16 protein-coding genes are annotated in these 20,793 nt (G+C 42.4%); 4 read left to right on the top strand and 12 right to left on the bottom strand.

Annotated features, from left to right (window positions below):
* Nucleotides 1-129 precede the first annotated feature (129 nt).
* The 6 genes from gmhB to GNIT_RS09515 form a co-directional block, all read right to left on the bottom strand.
* A complete protein-coding gene (gene gmhB / locus GNIT_RS09490) occupies nt 130-705 on the bottom strand; it encodes a D-glycero-beta-D-manno-heptose 1,7-bisphosphate 7-phosphatase (protein WP_014108977.1) in 576 nt (191 codons plus the stop codon).
* Nucleotides 702-1,712: a putative RNA methyltransferase gene (locus tag GNIT_RS09495; RefSeq protein ID WP_014108978.1), complete on the bottom strand. Its 1,011-nt coding sequence runs from the start codon at nt 1,710-1,712 to the stop codon at nt 702-704. The genes gmhB and GNIT_RS09495 overlap by 4 nt, the downstream gene beginning before the upstream one ends.
* 69 nt (nt 1,713-1,781) lie before the next feature.
* Complete coding sequence (gene mmsB / locus GNIT_RS09500; RefSeq protein ID WP_014108979.1) at nt 1,782-2,669, bottom strand: 3-hydroxyisobutyrate dehydrogenase; 888 nt, start codon at nt 2,667-2,669, stop codon at nt 1,782-1,784.
* Entirely contained in the window at nt 2,662-3,837 is a 1,176-nt protein-coding gene (locus tag GNIT_RS09505) for an enoyl-CoA hydratase/isomerase family protein (protein ID WP_014108980.1), read from the bottom strand. The genes mmsB and GNIT_RS09505 overlap by 8 nt, the downstream gene beginning before the upstream one ends.
* An 8-nt stretch (nt 3,838-3,845) precedes the next feature.
* On the bottom strand, nt 3,846-5,000 hold the full coding sequence (locus tag GNIT_RS09510; RefSeq protein WP_014108981.1) for an acyl-CoA dehydrogenase family protein: 1,155 nt from the start codon (nt 4,998-5,000) through the stop codon (nt 3,846-3,848).
* Between the two features lie 105 nt (nt 5,001-5,105).
* Nucleotides 5,106-6,596, bottom strand: coding sequence for a CoA-acylating methylmalonate-semialdehyde dehydrogenase (locus GNIT_RS09515; protein ID WP_014108982.1), 1,491 nt, complete (start codon nt 6,594-6,596; stop codon nt 5,106-5,108).
* 249 nt (nt 6,597-6,845) lie between these two features.
* On the opposite strand from GNIT_RS09515, the gene GNIT_RS09520 reads away from it, so the two are divergent.
* Together GNIT_RS09520 and GNIT_RS09525 are read left to right on the top strand one after the other, a co-directional pair.
* The gene (locus tag GNIT_RS09520; protein WP_014108983.1) at nt 6,846-8,519 is read left to right on the top strand and encodes a response regulator; all 1,674 of its coding nucleotides are present in this window, start codon (nt 6,846-6,848) and stop codon (nt 8,517-8,519) included.
* Nucleotides 8,520-8,602: 83 nt separating this feature from the next.
* On the top strand, nt 8,603-9,091 hold the full coding sequence (locus tag GNIT_RS09525) for a glutathione peroxidase (protein ID WP_014108984.1): 489 nt from the start codon (nt 8,603-8,605) through the stop codon (nt 9,089-9,091).
* Between the two features lie 29 nt (nt 9,092-9,120).
* Here GNIT_RS09525 and GNIT_RS09530 read toward each other — a convergent pair whose 3' ends face one another.
* Nucleotides 9,121-9,900 (bottom strand): methyltransferase domain-containing protein, encoded by a 780-nt coding sequence (locus GNIT_RS09530; RefSeq protein WP_014108985.1) that lies wholly within the window; start codon nt 9,898-9,900, stop codon nt 9,121-9,123.
* A 74-nt stretch (nt 9,901-9,974) separates the two neighbouring features.
* The gene (locus GNIT_RS09535) at nt 9,975-10,739 is read right to left on the bottom strand and encodes a Nif3-like dinuclear metal center hexameric protein (protein WP_420492360.1); all 765 of its coding nucleotides are present in this window, start codon (nt 10,737-10,739) and stop codon (nt 9,975-9,977) included.
* Nucleotides 10,740-10,837: 98 nt separating this feature from the next.
* On the opposite strand from GNIT_RS09535, the gene GNIT_RS09540 reads away from it, so the two are divergent.
* The gene (locus GNIT_RS09540; protein WP_014108987.1) at nt 10,838-11,209 is read left to right on the top strand and encodes a hypothetical protein; all 372 of its coding nucleotides are present in this window, start codon (nt 10,838-10,840) and stop codon (nt 11,207-11,209) included.
* 96 nt (nt 11,210-11,305) lie between these two features.
* Here GNIT_RS09540 and sohB read toward each other — a convergent pair whose 3' ends face one another.
* From sohB to GNIT_RS09555, 3 genes are all read right to left on the bottom strand, one after another.
* On the bottom strand, nt 11,306-12,328 hold the full coding sequence (gene sohB / locus GNIT_RS09545) for a protease SohB (RefSeq protein WP_014108988.1): 1,023 nt from the start codon (nt 12,326-12,328) through the stop codon (nt 11,306-11,308).
* 186 nt (nt 12,329-12,514) lie between these two features.
* On the bottom strand, nt 12,515-15,061 hold the full coding sequence (locus GNIT_RS09550) for an acylase (RefSeq protein ID WP_014108989.1): 2,547 nt from the start codon (nt 15,059-15,061) through the stop codon (nt 12,515-12,517).
* A gap of 290 nt (nt 15,062-15,351) precedes the next feature.
* Nucleotides 15,352-17,946, bottom strand: a complete 2,595-nt coding sequence (locus GNIT_RS09555; RefSeq protein ID WP_014108990.1) for a VolA/Pla-1 family phospholipase — start codon at nt 17,944-17,946, stop codon at nt 15,352-15,354.
* Nucleotides 17,947-18,213: 267 nt separating this feature from the next.
* Between GNIT_RS09555 and GNIT_RS09560 the strand changes: the two genes are divergently transcribed.
* On the top strand, nt 18,214-18,981 hold the full coding sequence (locus GNIT_RS09560; RefSeq protein ID WP_014108991.1) for a YciK family oxidoreductase: 768 nt from the start codon (nt 18,214-18,216) through the stop codon (nt 18,979-18,981).
* Between the two features lie 122 nt (nt 18,982-19,103).
* Here GNIT_RS09560 and glnS read toward each other — a convergent pair whose 3' ends face one another.
* Nucleotides 19,104-20,768, bottom strand: coding sequence for a glutamine--tRNA ligase (gene glnS / locus GNIT_RS09565; protein WP_014108992.1), 1,665 nt, complete (start codon nt 20,766-20,768; stop codon nt 19,104-19,106).
* Nucleotides 20,769-20,793 lie beyond the last annotated feature (25 nt).

Below are 20,793 nucleotides of genomic sequence, written 5' to 3' on the forward strand. Positions count from 1 at the left end.
TTGCGTTTTGAGCCCCTTACAATATTTTTACTATAGCGGCGTTTTTAAGTAGCCAGAAGGATAAAAGCTAATCCGAGACAATGCAAGGGCTATTGATTTTATTGGTTTTGTTTAAAATATCGCTGTGGATTATCGTGCTAATATTGTCGACAGGCTATGCGTTACAGCAATCGATGTTTTCCCTGATAAACGTGATGTAGCAGTTAGTGCTAGGGCGCTTTTCTTATTGGCATCCTCACATTCAATGTTAAACCAAACAGCGTGGCCAAGACCTGCCGTCATCGCAGCCTCCATGTCTGAAAGTTTATCTCCAACCATGATGCTGTTTGCTAAGCTTATATCGTGTTTTACAGCCGCAGTGATTAGCATCCCAGCTTTGGGCTTCCGGCATTCACACACCTGTCGATATTGCTCTAGTTTTGCCTCTGGGTGGTGCGGGCAAAAAAGCACATCATCGATAACAGCACTCTTTTCGGCAAATTGTGACACCATCCATGCACTTAGGCGTTCAAAGTCAGCCTCGGTGTACATACCGCGACCTATTCCAGACTGATTAGTAACAACAATTACTTTATAGCCTTGCTCATTGGCGCGTTGAACTAAATCGAAAATGCCATCAATAAATTCAAAATCTGTTGTGAGGTGGACATAGCCATGATTAACGTTGATAACACCATCCCGATCTAAAAATAACGCCTTGTTCATAAGCCTCCTTCTGTCTCAGCACAGCTATCTTGTGAAACCTTTGTCTTGTTTGCATCACTCGTTAAAAGGTCAGCTTCAGAAGCGTTTTGTAGTGCTGCCGATGATTTGTTTAGTTGCCATACCGTAATAGTGAAATCGGCTGTAACCTGAAGTAACTCTTGCTGGATCAGTGCGCGTTGTTGAGCATTAGTTTTCCAATAAAAGGGGGTCATTTGTAACAGTGCTGAGCGTACTTCAGGACTGCTTAATGCCACACAAAAATTAAGTTGGTGCCGTTCAGCAATCTCAAAACTCGACAAGTTAGCGGCGTTTTCTTCATGTAATTGAGGGTTCTCATAAACCAGCTCTTTCAATTCAAATAAATGTTTTGCTCCTGGGTCAACCGTAATAACGATTCCATTTGAACGTAAAACCCGAGCATATTCGCTAGCACATGCCGGCGCAAAAACTTGTAAAATAACGTCTTGAGAATGGTGCAAAACTGGGATGTTTATGGTGGATGCAACAACCAATTGTTTATCTTTATTTCTCTTTGCGGCGGCAATCACTGCAGCCTTCGATATATCGTGTCCAGCAAAGGAATAATTAGTCGAATTATGGTTTACATCTGGGTCTAAAAGCAATTTAGAAAGCTCGTCAATGTAGTAACCTTCACCGCACCCGGAATCGTATACCATCACTGGGCTGCCGGGAGGATTATCGGGGTTACGCAGCACCTCAAAATCATTACTATTAGCAAGCATTATATCGCTAATAACATTTGACAGCTTTACAACCAACGCTTGGTACGGTTTTTCAGCAAAAAAGGTAGTTCTGGCAGCCACCATTTCGGCATCGTCACCTGGCATTTTCGAGCGCTTATTTTGCACAGGAAGCAAATTAACGTAACCCTGTTTGGCCTTATCAAAAGTGTGATTATTGTCACATGACCAGGTTTTCAAGGGGCTGTTAAGCGCATCATCTTGATGTGTTTTTAGAGGTAATTTACAAAGTGGGCATTGCCACATAATTATAAAAACTTAGTTCATTAATTTGAGGGCATGATACCACACCCTCATAAAAACTCAGCAGACCTGTTAGCCGTGTTTATAAGCGTTAAATACGCTAGAAAAATCTAATCTGCCATTACCTGCATTACCATGCATTTGAAATATTGATTTAGCTAATTGACCTAAGGGAACGACAGATTCGTTATTTGCTGCTGTGCTCATGGCCAGTCCAAGATCTTTGTTCATCAAGTCGACCAAAAAACCGCCTTGATAGTCGTTTGAAGATGGCACATTTGGCATGACGCCTGGACACGGATTGTACAATTCCAATGTCCAGTTTCGACCTGAGCTTTGTAGCATGATATCTGACATAACTTTCGGATCTAAACCGTTATCAATACCCATTTGCAGTGCTTCTGACGTGCCGGCCATTAAAATGGCAAGCAGCATATTATTGCAAATTTTCGCAACTTGTCCGGCTCCAACATCGCCCGCGTGAAATATGTTTTTTCCCATCGCCTGCAGACAAGTATGGGCTTCGTCGAAGTCTGCTTTGTCGCCGCCGACGATAAACGTCAGGGTGCCCGCTGCAGCCCCTGCTACGCCGCCAGATACAGGTGCATCAATAAAACGATGACCATGTGACTTTAGCTGCTTGCCAATGCTTATCGCAGAGCTTGACTCAATTGTACTGCAGTCAATAAATAGAGCCTTACCTGTAAGATGATTAACAATACCATCGTCATCAAAATACAGTGATTCAACATGTTTACCTGCTGGCAGCATCGATATAACGATATCTGCGTTTTCAACAGCTTCAGCCACACTTTTACTTGGCTTTGCGCCAGCATCCGCTAGCAGCTGAACCTGCGATTCAACAAGGTCAAAAACAGTAACATTCAGCTGCGCTTTGACCAAGTTTTTAGCCATTGACGCTCCCATATTGCCCAATCCAAAAAATGCAATATTAGTCATGTAAAACTCCATAAGTTTGTTCAAGTTGATGCAAAGGATGCGTCGCCTCAGCAAAATAAGAAAAATGTGCATCAATAAGGTCTTGAGGTACATCATCGCTGGTCTGATATAACCATTGAGGAGCAAAGTCTTTATCAATTAGCAGTGCTCTCACTCCCTCCTCAAATTCACCGTACATACTGCAGTTTACTGCCATATTCAGTTCTTGGCTAAAACACTGAGCTAGCGTTAAGCCCTTGCTTCGCTTTAACTGTTCAAACACTAAATTAGCGGTGATAGGACTGCCATTTTTCAGTGTTTTCAACGCTTTTCCCCACCACCTATCGTCACCCTTCTGCTCCACGATATTGGTCAATGATGAGATGGCCTCAGATAAAGTCTGTGCTTTAGCCAGCTGACTTAAGATCGCAAAATTCGAGTGAAGTCTTGTGTCAATAGAGGCAAATGAGAGTTCGTCCGTTTGTTGTAACGCTGACAGCACTTGTTCAATACTTTGTTCAGAGACGCCGTCAATTTCAACTAACTGAGTTAACAGTGTTTGCTTACTAGAATTAGCCAATTTATGGCTGGCTAATTTGACATCAACAGCGTCTGCACCATTAAAACTGGCGCCCGTTATTCCCAAAAATAGCCCTACGCCGGCCGGCATTTTATTTAGGAAATAACTTCCTCCTACATCAGGAAACAAGCCAATACTGATTTCAGGCATTGCGAACCTTGATGTTTCTGTAGCGACTGCAAATTTCGAGGCAGCGAACAAACCTAAGCCGCCGCCCATTACAATGCCACTTCCCCACATAATTATCGGCTTCGGATAAGCATGAATGCAGTAGTCGAGGCTGTACTCTTGAGTAAAAAAATCGATTAAAAACTGAGGCGGATGGTCAAGTTTCGATTTATTTTTGTTCGATTCTTCATTGCGTACTTGCTTCATCGCTTGATGCATCGAAACAACGTCACCTCCGGCGCAAAAAGCTTTGTCACCGGCGCCTTCAACAAATACGGCGACCACAGAGTCGTCATTACGCCATTCGTCTAAACAAGCGCTCATCAATTGCACCATTTCAAGATTAAGTGCATTTAACGACTTTTCTTTATTAAGTGTAATAAGCCCTATGAATTCACCCGATCTTTGACGCGCGAGTAACTTAGTTTCAATGACTGCCATGCTTACTCCTACAGTATTTCTATATCAGAGGAGATCAAACGACGACCAATAATAACGCGCATAATCTCATTTGTGCCTTCGAGTATCTGGTGCACTCTTACATCACGTACATGACGCTCCAGCGGATATTCTTTGATGTAGCCGTAACCGCCGTGTATTTGCAATGCCTGATTACAAACCTCGAAGCCAACATCGGTAGCAAAGCGTTTCGCCATTGCACAGTAAGTGCTCTTATCGGGGTGATTGTTATCTAATTTACTTGCCGCTAGCCTAACCATTTGTCGTGCAGCAACAAGTTCTGTCGCCATGTCGGCAAGTTTGAATTGTAAAGCCTGAAAGCTGGCTAATGGCTTACCAAACTGCGTTCTCTCTTGCATGTAAGCTTGTGCTGTATTTAATGCCTGCTGCGCAGTACCGATAGAACAAGTAGCAATGTTCACGCGCCCGCCATCGAGGCCTTGCATAGCAAACTTAAATCCCTCGCCTTCATTACCCAGCAGTGCATCGGCACTCACTTCCACGTCGACAAACGTGATCATCCTTGTCGGCTGCGCGTTCCAACCCATTTTTTCTTCTGCTTTACCATACTCAACGCCTTTCGCATCAGCAGGTACAACAAATGCAGAAACTCCGGCCGCGCCAGCTTCTCCTGTGCGGGCCATAACCACTAATACTTGTGTGGCTCCTGCGCCCGAAATAAATACTTTAGCGCCATTTAACACATAGCCTGAATCTGTTTTTCTCGCGGTCGTGCGCATCGAGGCAGCATCCGAACCTGAACCAGGTTCAGTTAAACAATAACTCGCAATGTTTTCGCCTGTCACCAAGGTCGACATCCAAGTTTCTTTAACTGCTGTCGTGCCCCAAGTTGCGATCATCCACGTTGCCATGTTGTGAATGGTTAACATAGCCGTGGTTGTTGTGCAGCCCATAGAGAGTTGTTCAAAAATAATGGAAGAATCTAGTCGAGAAAGGCCCAGACCGCCATCTTCTTCAGGCGTATACAAACCACAAAAGCCAAGCTCACCGGCTTTTCTGATTGTTTCAATAGGAAAATGGTGTTCTTGATCCCATTTAGCTGCAAATGGCGCTAGCTCTTGATCAGAGAATTGTTTCGCGGTTTCAGCAAAAGCAGTTTGATCTTCATTTAATTCAAAATTCATAGTTGAGTCTCTCTGTATTCAATTTTTCGTCGGCAAAAGAATAGCGTAGCAAACTCTAGGAGTAAGCTACGTTAGTTCAATGTGGCCGAATCAAACGGTAATAGATTACTTTAGTTCAATCGTCATGTTGGGACCTGAAGGAATATCGTCATCTAACCAACGAGAAGTAATCGTTTTTGTCTCGGTGTAGAAGCGGACGCCTTGCTTTCCGTATGCATGAAGATCGCCGTAAAATGAATTTTTCCAACCGGTAAAAGAGAAAAATGGAAGCGGCACTGGGATCGGAACATTAATACCGACTTGACCAACCTCTATATCGCTCTGATATTTACGAGCAGCTGCACCACTAGCAGTAAAGATTGACGTACCGTTACCAAATGGGTTCGAATTAACTAGCTCAATTGCTTCCTCAAGCGTATTGACGACCATACAGCATAAGACCGGACCAAATATTTCTTGTTGATAAATACTCATTTCAGTCGTGACATCAGTGAAAACAGTTGGGCCAACCCAGTTACCGCTTTCATATCCTTCCAAAGTAAAGTCAGAGCCATCAACAAGACAGGTAGCGCCTTGCTTCTTGCCTTCTTCGATAAGTGACAATACTTTTGCTTTTGCCTGAGGACTGATCAATGGACCAAATCCAGCGTCTTTGTCATCCCAAAGTCCAGGTTTGACTTCACCAATTCTTTTCGCTAACTCTGGTATCCATTCTGCGCTTTCACCCACGAAAACAGCGACTGAAATTGCCATGCAGCGCTGTCCCGCTGCACCAACGCTTGCGCCAACTAAATTGTTTAACACAAATTCTTTATTGGCGTCAGGCATAATCACAGAGTGATTTTTGGCGCCTGCAAAGCATTGCGCACGCTTCAAGTTGTCAGTTGCTGTTTTATAGATATGCTGCCCAACCGGCACGCTACCGACAAATGAGACAGCCTTTATCGCATCGTGGTTAAGCAAATAATTGACTTGATCTTTGCCACCATGTATCACGTTCAACACACCTTTAGGTGCGCCGGCTTCAAGAAAGAGTTCAGCTAATTTCATTGGTGTTTTTGGGTCTTGCTCAGACGGCTTCAATATGAATGTATTACCACTGGCAATTGCCAATGGAAACATCCATAGCGGGATCATCGCTGGGAAATTAAATGGCGTAATGCCTAAACAAACACCGAGGGGTTGAATCATACTGTAGGTATCAATGTTAGTTGCTACGTTCTCAACAGTTTCGCCCATCATCATCGAACTAATATTGGCAGCCTGCTCAACAACTTCAATTCCACGCCAGACGTCCCCTTTTGCATCAGCAAATGTTTTACCCGTCTCTTCGCTCAGAATTGTGGCAATTTCATCATGGTGTTCTTTAAGCAGATGCTGATAACGCATCATTAAACGCGCTCTTTCTGGCACAGAAACCTTTTTCCAAGTTTTAAATGCACTAGTTGCAGCACTAATAGCCTGCTCAATTTCAGCGTCCGTGGCACAGGGCGCATGGGCGATAACTTGGTTGTTAGCAGGATTTGTCACTTCAATAAAATCAGTGCTTGTAGATTGGACAAACTGTCCATCAATCAATTGAGCTATTTTGTTCATAGTAAACCTTAAGATGATTCGATAAGTGAATATGCCGCTACAGTAAACCGGCATTACCTTTACGTAAACGTAAAGTATAGTCGAGCCAGTTCTGTATTGTAAAGTTATTGTTACGTGCCTGTTATGTAATACCGATTTTACTCAAACCTACAGACCTATGTATTTCACTACATACCCAAAAACAGGCCAAATTTCGCTCAACTTGAATGCAACTTAGACTGTCAATTGATAAGCTCAAGACAGAATAAAATGGATGAAATTATTATGATCAAGTACAAAGTCAAAATCGCAATTGTTGAGGACAATGCAACTGCGCGACTCAATTTACGTAGCCATTTAATGTCGTTGGGCGAATTTGATATTGCCAGCTACAGCAACGGCAAGGAACTTAGGAACGGTTTACGTACAATCGATTTTGATCTCGTTGTTATTGATTTTCACCTAGGTCAAAGTAAAAACGGTGTTGAATGGGTTCAGTACTTGACGGAAGCAAAACTAATAAAACCTTCAACGGGCATTGTATTTTTAACCTCTGACAGGGTACCTCAGACAATTAGCCAGATACTTGACGTCCACCCTGACATTCTTATCATAAAACCTTACACCATAAAAACCTTACATACGTCTATTGCTCACTACTTAACTGTTCGTGAAAAAATGAAGCCAGCACTCGAATACTTAGATAATGACCAGTCAACAATGGCCCTCAAGTACATCGACAATGCTCTAAAAGGAAGCATAGGCAAACGCATCAGAGCCGAGTTTACAAAACTCAAGGGACGCTTATTAATCAACGAACAACGCTATTCTGAGGCCGTTGAACTATATCGAGGCATACTCGATCGTTCATCTAACGTGCTCTGGGCGCATTGGGGCCTTATCAAGAGCGAATTTCTGTCTGGGCAATGGCGCCACTGTCAAAATATGCTAGATGGACTATTAGGCGAGCAGCTAACCAAAGACAAGGCGTATGAATGGATGGCATGCGTTGAAATCGGCAAAGGAAATTATAGTTTGGCTGAAAAGATTCTCGACAATATCAAAGAGAATGATCTGACAATTCCTGCAACGAAGCTAAAAGTACTGGCTTACAAGATGCAGGGAAGAAGTGATGATGCAATAAGACTGTTAGAAAAAAAACGCCAGAGTAATTTTACGGTGAAAGAAAGGTTTGATGAATACACCATAGAGCTAGCCAGATATCACTTGCAGCTAGCTGAAAATTCTGCAGTAAATGACCGAGCTCCGAAGCTACATGCAGCAAAATGTCTTATTGGCAACGCCAATAGAAGTATCCTTGACAATCAGACCCAACATCAGCGTGACTTCATGCTTGCTCTTGCCAGCATACTAGAGGGTGACCAGCAAAAAGCAGAACGTATTATCCTAGATAAGACTGTCGGAGATGCAAAGAACGCAAAATTGGCGACTATGGTCGACGCAATTAAAGTCTGGTTTGGCTTGGGCAAAGAAGATAAAGCGCGTGAAATCTGGAACGAAGTAGATAAAAAGTTATCCGCTAAAGATAACCAGATAGATTTTATATTGGCCGGTAGCTTAATACTAGAAACGGAAAAGTCACTTGGGCTATCAGAAGAAAAAGCCAAACGAGTAAACGACGAAGGCATGGCTTTCTATCTTGGTAATCGACTGAACGACGCCATCGAGCTTTTTTATAAAGCGCGTCAGTTGAATCCCGGCGTACCTGCCTTCACACTCAACTTATTACAATGTTTAAGCGACATAAAGAAAGCCGAATACAAAGACCAAAAAACTATCGAGTTAGTAGAGGAATTGAAAGACAAAAGCTTATCCGAATCAAATAAGAAAAGATTTACCTTGATTCAAAAGAAGATAAATGACTTTCCTGAAGCATATCGCATGCCCGAATATGACGAACAACTGTCGGAAGATGTTGCCTAAAACTCATACAATATCCGCTTTTAATTACTGACTATTACGCACTCGCTGTTACACTACAAAAAACACGTTAACACGAGAATAATATGACAAGTACATTCTATGATTTAGATTATGTTGCTAACAATGGCGAGACCGTTCCATTTGAGCAATACAAAGGCAAAGTCGTCCTTATTGTTAATACCGCAAGCAAATGTGGATTCACGCCTCAGTATGATGGATTAGAAGCTTTATACAAAACACATAAAGAACATGGCTTTGAGCTAATTGGTTTTCCATGCGATCAATTTGGTCATCAGGAGCCCGGCACGGATAGCGATATTGCCGAATTTTGCGAAATGCGTTTCAATCTATCATTTCCACTTTCGAAAAAAGTAGAGGTTAATGGAAACAACGCCGCACCAATCTATAAGTTATTGAAAGATGAAGCTCCGGGTATATTGGGAAGCAAACGCATAAAATGGAATTTCACTAAATTCTTGATTGGCAAAAATGGTGAAGTGTTAAAACGCTACAGCCCAACCACCAAGCCAAAGCAAATTGAAGCTGACATTACGAAAGCCTTAAACGCTTAGATTAATTTGGCGGGTGACATGATTTGTGGTTATTCGCTTTTCTTTATGATCAAATGAAAATATTTGCCGAGCCACATATAGGGCTCGGTTGCTCCGTACTTCATTTCTAACTGCAGTATCTTGTCATACTCATCAACTTGCTTAGTGCGGTCTTGTAAGTAATCATGAAAACATCTTATTCCCGCTTTGTGTTCAATTGTAAACTGTGGGTATTTATCCTTTATATATTGAATCATCTCACTTGGTCGTTGCGCGTTATGCGGGTTTAACCTTACCTGATTGCGAGCTTTGAGACCGGCATCAATATAATCAAAGTTTCCCCAAATCGCATTATTAAACAGAGCTGCATCACGATTAAAAAAAGTTAATGACAATCGGCCGCCCTTGCGTAACTGAGTAAATAACTTGTCGACAATCATCATCGGCTGCTGCACCCACTCAAGTACAGCGTGGCACAGTATGACGTCAAAATGCTCTGAGTAATCAAGTGATAGTATATCTGTTTGTTCAATACTCGCATTTGCTGTCACGGCTAAACGCTGCTTCGCAATATTTAGCACTTCGTCTGAGCCATCGCACAATGTGACATCATGGCCAGCTTGCGCAAATTCTAATGACATCATTCCTGTGCCACCACCCGCGTCTAAAACTCTATAGGACTCCGGTGAATGAATTATTGCCGATAAATAATGCAACAGCATTTGATGACGCAAACGCCCTTTACTGGTGCCATAAATGTTGTTATCAAATTTATTAGCAATGCCGTTAAAAAAAGTATCCGTTGGCGTAACTAGTTTTTTATCTTTCATGTTTATTCGTTCTTATCCAGTTACGTTGCCCGGCTTTAAATCAGCGTATTTATATCAGCAACTTTCAATCAGGCCTATGCCGGATTAGGGATGTCCACAAACTCAACTTCGACGTTCGACACGCGGCTTAGATACTCTCCTAATGCCTTTACGCCATAGCGTTCAGTAGCGTGGTGACCAGCAGCAAAGTAGTGAATATCAAGTTCGCGCGCACTGTGTGTTGTTTGCTCTGATATCTCTCCAGAAATAAAGGCATCAACGCCTAGTTCCGCACAAGCATCAATATAGCCTTGTCCCCCACCTGTGCACCACGCGATCTTTTTAATCGTTTTATCCGAGTTTGCGCTCACATGCACGGGTTCTCGCTGTAAAATACTTGCCAATTGCTGTTTAAAGTTGATTGCCTCAACCTCTCCCCCTAGTTCTCCCCACATTACTATGCCACTTGGCTTCAAGTTGGGGTGACACTGAATATTATTTACCTGCAATAAATTCCCTAGTTGTGCGTTATTTCCCAGCTCTGGATGAATATCAATGGGTAAATGATACGCTAGTAAATTAATATCGTGCATTAGGAGCGATTTAATACGGCGCATTTTAAGACCTGTAATCGTCTGAGACTCCCCTTTCCAGAAATAGCCATGATGAACCAAAATACAGTTTGCCTTGCGCTTGATTGCCTCATCAATTAGAGCCTGAGATGCTGTTACGCCGGTAATGACTTTATTAATTTCATCAGAACCTTCCACTTGCAGTCCATTTGGGCAATAATCGTTAACCGTATTTGGCAGTAGTAAATCGTCAATTAAGGTAATAAATTCATGTCTCTTCACAAAAATATAGCTCCATAGCCACTCAAATTAGACATTTGAAATAAAAAAGGTTTACACTGTTACTATCTTAACATTAGTACAACAAAAAGGGTTCATAAGAACAGATGAGCAAATTAGACAAAGACGGCGTCTTAGCAAAATTCACGGCTGCATATGAAGCAGCAAATGGTAAAGCTCCAACTATCGAGGCTAAAGGTGGTTGGTACAGTGTAGACGGTGGTAAAAATATCCGTTTAGCACAGCTGGAAGAAATGGCTGATAGTATGGAAACGCCTGCTCCTAAAAAAGCAAAAGCGGAAAAACCTGCGAAAGAAGCTAAAGCGGAGAAGCCAAAAGCTGCTGCAAAAGCAGACAAGCCCAAAGCACCTGCTAAAGCGAAAGCAAAAGCTAAGAAATCGGCTTCGAGCTTTTCAGTGAAGGATTTTTATACTAAGCAAATTCAAGACACTAATCCTGGTGCTAAAGCTCCAAGGTAGTTGCTCTGAGCCAAGCTTACGACAACCTAAAATAGTAGGTTAATAATTAAAAAAGCGGCTAAGCCGCTTTTTTATTGCTCAAATTTTAGAAATCAGCTAGCGATATAGCTTGTTACCTGCATCGACTAATCTCATGAAAGTTTGCTCGACCGCTTGATATGCTGAAAACCCAAGCTTTTGTGCTAAAGTCTTCTTAACTGCATATTTGATGTTGAACAGTTTAAAACGACTATTTGCTTCCATTAGAAAGTCATCAGACGTTTTCAACTCATCAACCAAGTTCAGTTCTTTAGCTCTTTGTCCATACCAATATTCGCCTGTCGCAACTTTATCGATATCTAGCTGTGGACGATGTTGCTGAACAAACTCTTTGAACATAAGATGCACGTCTTCAATTTCTGCTTTGAATTTATTTCGCCCTTCCGCTGTGTTCTCACCGAACATCGTTAAAGTACGCTTAAAATCCCCTGCTGTATGTTGTTCAAACTCAATATCGTTTTTCTTCAATACCTTATTAAAGTTCGGTAACTGCGCAATAACACCAATTGAACCAATAATAGCAAACGGAGCACTAATTACGTGGTCTGCTACGCAGGCCATCATGTATCCGCCGCTCGCAGCCACTTTATCAACACTGACAGTCAGTTTGATTTCTTTATCTTTGATGCGCTGCAGTTGAGATGCCGCAAGTCCGTAGCCATGCACAACGCCACCACCACTTTCAACGTTAACTAACACTTCATCATCTTTGCTTGCGACACACAGTATCGCGGTAATTTCTTCGCGCAGTTGCTCAACCTCTTGCGCGTTCATTGAGCCATTAAAGTGCAAAACGAACATGTTACTTTTTTTATCTTCGCCTTTCTTGGCTGATTTCTTTTTCTGCTTTTTCTTTTCTTCTTTTTCAGCTTTTTTCAGCTCGTCCTTATCTAAAAGAACATGCTGTGCTTGGCTTTTGATATCGTCGAAATGTTCAGATAAAGACTCGAACTCTAGGTTACCGCTGGTTTGCTTCTGCTTTGCAGCCATACCAACAATAAAGCCAACAACGACAACTATCGCAACAACGATGGTAATTGCTTTGGCCAAAAACAAACCATATACAAATAAAAATTCCAAACTACGCTCCTATTGACTTCAATTATGCGCTACATTGCTTTGGGAGATATTGGGCTGAAACGAAAAAACAAAAGGGCCAAAAGGCCCTTTTAATTTTGATGTACACGCTACTCAACATCATCTACTGCGCGAATTTATATCACATAAATTAGACACGCACTTCAAATAATAGCGAATTTCGCCTAATTACTCTTGAGGTGCATTACTAACATTCATCTCTTTAACCAAATTCGCTGCGATATCTGCCTCAGTAAAGCGCAATGGACGCAATTGCGGTTGAGAAGAATAAAGTTTGGTTTGATCATCAGATTGCTCCGACTCAGGATTATGCGATTGTGAGTAACTTAAAAGACCACGAGCAACAGGACCATCTTCCGTAAAGTTAGCTATAAACATCCAGCTACTCCCGTAAGTTATATGGTAACCCTTAGCATCAGCACTCAATATCGATGTATTGTCCATCATAGGATAGGTATGACTAGGCAGTTCAGTACCATTGTTAGAGGTTCTTGCATCAAATACATTAAAACCACCCTCTACGTTGTGCGCTCCGCCCCATGGGAAGCGTTCGCCACTCGGTAGACCTTCTGCAGTGCCTTTCTCAACAAACTGAACTTCGCCCAATGTCGCATCTAATGCGATGCCGGCACGTTCAATTTTGTCGATTGCAGTCGCTAATTGCATCAGTGTAGTGGAGTTATACTTTAAGCCTCTTGGCGTATTGAGAACGTCGTCTGCATCATAAGCAACGGCCCACTGAGGATTGCGTCTAAATTGAAATGCAAACTCTCTAAAGACGTGAGCGCCGACACTATCAACATTCATTGTCGCGTCCCAAGCACTCATTGCGTCACAACCTTCACCTAAAGTAACCGTACGCCCATTAACATCGAAATCAACCTCTCTGTTTGATTGGCATATAGATAAAATCTCAGTAAAAATATCCTCACTGAGATAAGAACGATTACTAAACAACGCCTCTTCAACTTCCATCATGTTGAATTTGCCGTCAGAGCCCGACGCTTGATTAAGAAGCTTATGCGCCATTCTTGAACGCAAAGACTGTTGGTTGCCCACCTTACCGTATAATGGCGAAACGCCAGTAATTGGATTCTCAAAGTTAGTTAACCAAAAGCTATCATTTGAATTTTGCACATAATCTGTGCCTTCATACTTAGGTGCATTTTCATAGGAGACCGGTGCATTGAAATCAAACGCGCTTGCAAAACCCGGCAGTACCGTAAAACCAGCTACTTCTTTGGTTTGGATTAACAGAGGATTAGTTGTCAGTTCATTCACGGCTGTTGCCGTTAAACCTGGCACTGTTGAATCGTCAATATAGAAAACTTCACCCTCTTTAGACGCGGCCATAGTGTTATTGAAAATAACGCCATCGTAGTCCTTGAATGCTTGTTTAAACTCATTCATATCGCCAGCTAAATTCATTGCTAACCAATGATCCAGAACATCATAATTAGGTAAATTAGCATCTTTTATAGCAAATGCTGAACCGCCTGCTCCCCATCCAAAACTCCCTGGAACTACAATCATTGGGCCATAGTTAGTTGAGTAAGAATTCTTCTTAAGTTTAATTGTTTGTCCTGGTGCAACAGCAACATCAATAACCAGTTCTTTCTTGAAGATAGTTCGTCTATTACCATCAACAGAATGCGTTAGACCACTAGCGTCATCGGAATCTAGTTGAAGTTGATAAACCACAAAGTGCTCTGCTGTAGAGAAAGTGTGGGTCCACGCAACGTTTTCATTGAAACCAATATTGACCGCGCCGGGCAAGCCCATCAATGAGCCACCCATCACATTTAAATGACCAGGAATAGTAGTATGAAATTGCCAAAAGCGTAAATTACCGGTATGTGGGAAATGAGGATTACCCAGCACCATGCCCATACCATTTTCAGTCTTATCCGATCCTAAGCCCCAACCGTTCGATCCCATTTCTTGTGGATTACGTTCTGGTAAGCTGATTGTAGGCTGAATCTTAAATGGAAGTGTTTGCTTTGAATCTACATTAAGGGCTGCTGTTGCAGGCGTTGGTAATGGATTCTCTCCTGGAGGAGCGGCTAGAAACATTGGACCGAGGAAATTTGCTGCTCCAGGTAGAAGTGAAACGCCCATCGAGTAAGTTAGTAAATCGATACTGTCAATTTCCTGCACCCACGGTTGACCAGCGCAGCTAGGATCAATATTCGCAACACCTGTTTCGTTTAGGTATTGGTTGTACCCTTTTGTGTAGCCACTCAGCATTGCGCGACTATTAGCGCTGAGAGTTGCTAAATTTTGCTCTGCGAGTTCACGAATGCCAACGGTCAAGAATCCGAAGTCATTAATAAGGTGTTCTGAATCGCCGCTGCCAGGATTTCTGTCTGGACCTAGGTATTTGGAACGTTCAGAATTATATTTGACGATTTGGTCGGCTAAGATACACAAGTTATCCTGTGCAAACGCATAACCCACACCAAATGACATGCCTTCAAGATTGTCAGCAGTAACATGAGGAACACCATAGTCTGTCCAACGAATATTTGCTTCTAAAACGCCGTCAGTGTCAAATGCAGGTAAAACAGGTGCAGCGGCTGGAGGTGCTGATGGAGCAGCCGGTAACGGCGGCTGAGTCAATGTATATTGCTTTTCATCGCTCCCGCAGCCAGATAGCGCTATTGCAACAGCAACAACCGTAAGTGTTTGTTTGAATAACCCAAAGTGTAAGTTCATCAAGAATATATCCCTTTTTTATATTTTAGATCCAAAACGATACGCCAGTTTAGTCAAAAAACCAGATGCTTTACAATTAATTAATGATTTTTTTACAATTAACATGCACACCTTTGTTAACAGTAAGCAACATTGAGTATTTAAGCCATTTATAAGTGTTTGTTCCCTTACGATTATTGAAACTTTTCCTTACTGCGTGAAACCTTGAAAGATTATAACAATGTTATAGTTAAAAAAAGCCAGCTGTAAAGCTGGCTTTTAGCGTTTATTTATCGATGCTTCAATAATGCTTAATTGGCAACTACGTCTTCATTGGTAATAACAATCACAGTCGCACCCGAACCAACATAATTTGCTAGCTCTCGCTGCATTTCTGCTGTTACAGCTGGGCTTCTAGCAGGGTTTAAGCTGCTCGCATGAGCGCCTTCAACAAATTTTACAATACCGCTAATTGGGCTTGTGCCACCACTAGCCGTGACTGATATTTGTTGTAATCCCATGATATTCGCTAAGGCCTGCTGACCCGCCAAAGGCAATGCTGTCGTTACAGGAATAACTTGGTCAGGCAGATTCTCACCACCATCACCAATCACAGTTTGCATCAGCACTGGGGTGTTGCTTGCTAAATTAGTAAAGTAATTAATAGGATCTGCTGAATCAATCATCGTTTGAGCTGCAAAAGAGAATTGAGCAAACAATGCATTGGCACCAGCAAGCTGCTCTGGCGTTAATGCTGCTAAAAACCCGTTCACCGCACCTACTAATTCAGCCTCTGACACATTAACGGAGCCAAATGTGCTGATTAAGAATGCTTGAAAATCTGGCGAGCCTTGTGACAATAGCAATCCTTTGATTAACGGACCAAACGCCGCTGATTCTAGCAGGAAGTTTGCTGTACCACCGCCTGGAGACTCTAAGGTTGCAGATTGTATTGCAAACATGCTGTCAAAGGCAGCTAGCGGACCTGCAAAACCAGTGTTTGCGATAGACGCAAAGTTACCGCCAGTGATTGCACCAAGAGAAACACCAAAGATTGAAACATTAGATGTATCAATATCAACTGATTGTGATGCTGTTGTATCAACAACCGCATTTAAGCCCAATCTGAGACCTAATAAATCAGATACACTTTGACGCAAGTTGTCTCTTCCTGTCGGTAATACACCTAGGTTAAGGTAGTGCGTTGCACTGACAGTTGTTGCATTTAAATCATCGTTACCATCACCGTCTAAGTCAAAGCCACGTGAGCCGTGTATTGGTTGGTCGATTGCAAAAGTAGCAAAACCTGCCAAAGATAAGGCACCTGTGACGGCAAGCATATCTTCTTTTTGTGATGTAATGCCGTGAGCTAACATAACCACAGGCCAACCAGCGTCTGGCTTTGCAATATCAAAACCAAGAGCAGCAGCCACCTGAGGATTAGGTACAGTTACCTGCACATCTAAGGTTTCAAAACCTTGATTTCCGCCCTTCAACTGTGGAACAGGGTTGAACTTAGTTAAGTTACGGTCGCGATCGAGTAACTCACCATTAATTCTTACATCAGCCAAACCGACTTGAGTACACAATGCTGCATTTGGACCCGGCTGAGCCGTTGCCAATGCAGAACCGGCGTTAGCTAAAACGATGCCACTGTCACATGCGGCAGTCCAGAATCTGTTGACTGGCGCTAATGGATTTTCGGCACTGGGGATTGCTGAGTAGTAAGGCAATGAAATGTTACCTTCATATCTACTCGCAGCACAAAATTGCCCTACTTGACCTAAAATCCCTGTCGCAACACCCGCGGCAAATTCATTTACTTGAGGAATATCGTTACCAAAACCACCTCCAGCACTAACCAACAAACCAGAGCATGTAGTGAACGTTGAAAAATCAGCTGCATTAATCGCGGGGATGAGCGCTGCGGCTTCTGCCGGTAAGCCATCAATACCTTGTTGTACTGCACCAGCTACAAGCTGATTGGAAACCAAACCCAAGGCTTCCATTGTGTTTGTGCCTGATTCAACATCTCTTGTTACTATCGCTGGGAGTGCTTCTCCTGCTGTAGGGTCGCCTGCGGCAGCTCTACCTGCAAATTCAGCAATCATCAGTTGCTTGACGGTGTCGAGTACCGTAGAAATTGACTGAGTTGTGAATGCTGAAACATAAGTAACGTTGTCAGTCTGAACGCCAGCGTTTGACAGTGAATCAAGATGCAGATTGATCAAGTTTTGTAGGCTCAACTGAGATTCGGTCGCAAGAGGATTAGTATCGATGTCTTGAGATACTAAATCCCAAGTAGTAGAACCTTTTACCGGCTTACCCGATGAATCTTTAAGGTCCTCAGTCATCACTAACAAATAGCCTTGCGCCGCTTTCAGTGGCTTTAAAGGTACAAAAGCAATTGTGTTGTTATCAGCTAGGCTCAGAACGTAGTCAACACCAAACGCTAGTTTGTCGCCTACTTTACAGCCCGCGCTAGGAATTGGAATAGCAGCGCAATCAGCGTCTTGTTGATTTAAGCCAAGTGTCGCTTCGTATAAATGTACGCCTGCACTCAACGTTGATGCATCTAGTGAAGCATTAGGTGGTGTTTCAACATCAATAACGAAAGGCTGGTTAGTTGACCAACCGTCGAGAATATTCAATGCATTTTGAGGATCGCCAAAATTAGTAGGATCAGCGACTGGGATATTCAGTGTGTAATCGAAAAAGCCATCATCCCCTGGCAGCATTAATAAGTCATTTGGAATGTTTAAGTTACCGTTCGCCGGATCAAAGACGATACGCGAAAAAGGAGTTTGTGGCGTTGCTTCGGTATTAATTTCTTCCAAAGTGTCGCTGCCGCAGCCAGCTAGGCCTAAGGCGGCCAAAACACTGGTGCTGATTAACAATTTATTCATTCATTTTCCCCACTTGCTTGCAGATAATATTAAGCCATCACATTTTTACTTTTTATTAACGTGATGGTATTGCGGATACTCTAACAAGTATGACCAGTTATAATTAGCGTAATAGTATTGACTTTGAGTTCAATTTGCAAAGGTTTGTTAACACTTTGTAATTAAAATTACTAAATATTAATAAATAAGCACGAAGCGCTTTAGCCTCATAATATTGTAAGTTACCATAGCTACTTTCGATTCTAAGCAAATAAAAATCATTCAAATATGCAATCAATTACAGAAAACGCTGCGCTTCAATATAAACCTGCAAACAATGCATTGGAAAATAAGGTAGTTATCGTGACAGGTGCTGGTGACGGTATTGGCAAACAAGCCGCTATTACTTTCGCAAAACACGGTGCTGAACTAATTTTACTGGGCAAAACCGTGTCAAAGTTAGAAAGCACCTACGATGAGATAATCAATAATGGCGGCGTAACACCAGCCATCGTGCCAATCGATTTTAAAGGTGCCACTCCTAAGCACTATCAGGAAATGGTCGCCAGTATTGAAGGGCAGTATAAAAAAATTGATGTCGTGTTATTTAATGCCAGTGTTCTTGGCAATTTATGCCCGTTTGAAGAAATTAAAGAGTCAGAATTTTTAGAGGTTAATCAGGTTAACCTGAACAGTCAGTTTTTTATGACTCAAGCCCTACTGCCGCTGCTAAAATTGAATAAGTCAGCCTCCGTTATCTACACAACATCGTCAGTTGGTCGAAATGGACGCGCTTACTGGGGAACTTACAGTATTTCCAAATTTGCAACAGAGGGCATGATGCAGGTGCTTGCAGACGAATATAAAAACACAGGTGTTCGATTTAATTGCATCAACCCTGGAGCGACGAGAACGACAATGCGAGCAAAAGCGTTTCCTGGTGAAAAGCCCGATTCATTGAAAACCCCAAGTGATATCATGCCTAGCTATTTATACTTAGCCTCTGATGACAGTAAAGGCGTGAATGGTCAATCGTTAGACTGCCAGCCTAAGTAGGTTTTTTCTCATCAAAGAAGCCATCCAAAAACTAAACATGTAGATTGTAAAAAGGGTTGCCCAATTACTCAGGCGACCCTTTTATATCTATCTTTCAAGTGACCCACTTGCCACAAACAAATTTACTGATTCATTTTTGCCCATGTATCACGGAGCTCAACCGTTCTGTTAATAACTAAAGCGTCTGGCTTGCTGTCTTTATCAATACAGAAATAACCTGTTCTCTCGAACTGAAACGCTTGTGCAATTTCGGCCGTTGCGAGAGACGGTTCAACAAAACCTTTCTTAACAATCAAGGATTCAGGGTTAATCGTTGCAGTAAACTCTTCTTCCGCCGCTGGGTTGGGCACAGTAAACAAACGATCATACAATCGAATGTCGGCTTGCTTACCTTTAGCAGCACTAACCCAGTGAATTACGCCCTTAGCTTTGCGGCCATCCTCTGGGTCTGTACCTAGCGTTGTCGGGTCATATGTACAATATACTGTCGTCACTTCACCGTTTTCGTCAACATCACAACGATCGGCTCTCAAGAAATATGCATTGCGTAATCGCACTTCTTTATCAAGGACCAAACGTTTGAATTTCTTATTTGCTGATTCTTTGAAGTCTTCTTTTTCTATCCACAGTACTTTGCTGAATGGCACTTTGCGCGTTCCCATCGACTCATCAGAAGGATGGTTAGGTGCATCAAGCCATTCAACTTGTTCCTCTGGATAGTTTTCAATAATCACTTTCAACGGTTCTATTACTGCCATTCTGCGAGGTGCGTTTGCGTTGAGTTCGTCACGAATACATGCTTCGAGCATACTCATCTCAACCATGTTATCCATTTTAGTGACACCAATGCGCAGGCAAAACTCTCGCACGGAAGATGGCGTGTAGCCGCGTCTGCGAATACCAGCTATTGTCGGCATCCGAGGATCGTCCCAACCACTAACGTGATGCTCTTCAACCAATTGGATCAGTTTACGTTTGCTCAACACCGTGTATTCTAAATTAAGGCGAGAAAACTCATACTGTCTTGGCGTGCAGTCAATTGAAATATTTTCTATGACCCAATCGTAAAGACGTCGATTGTCTTGAAATTCAAGCGTACACAACGAATGGCTAATTCCCTCTATCGCATCAGAAATACAGTGAGTAAAGTCATACATCGGGTAAATGCACCACTTGTCTCCTGTTTGATGATGATGAGCAAATTTCACACGGTAGATTACCGGGTCACGCATACACATAAAGGATGACGTCATATCAATTTTAGCGCGCAGGCTACACTCGCCTTCTTTAAATTCACCCGCTCGCATTTTTGCAAAAAGCGTCAAATTTTCTTCAGGGCTAGTATCCCTGTAGGGGCTGTTGATGCCTGGCTGAGTTAATGTTCCACGCATCTCACGCATCTTTTCTTGCGGACTAAAGTCAACGTAAGCTAAGCCTTTTTGAATGAGCTCAACTGCAAAGCCGTGTAATTGATCGAAATAATTGGATGAATAACGCTCTTTACCATTCCACTCGAAACCAAGCCAGCTAACATCGTGTTTGATAGAGTTAACGAAATCAATGTCTTCTTTTTCTGGGTTAGTATCATCAAATCGTAAATTACACGTTCCTTGATAATCCTGAGCAATTCCAAAATTTAGGCAAATAGACTTAGCATGGCCAATGTGTAAATAACCATTTGGCTCAGGTGGAAAGCGAGTAGCTACGCTAGAATGCAAGCCACTTTGCAAATCTTTATCGATAATTTGTCTGATAAAATTGGACGGTCGATGCTCAATCTCGGCCATGTGAATATGTTCCTTAAGTCTATAG

Source organism: Glaciecola nitratireducens FR1064 (assembly GCF_000226565.1).
Lineage (GTDB): Bacteria > Pseudomonadota > Gammaproteobacteria > Enterobacterales > Alteromonadaceae > Glaciecola > Glaciecola nitratireducens.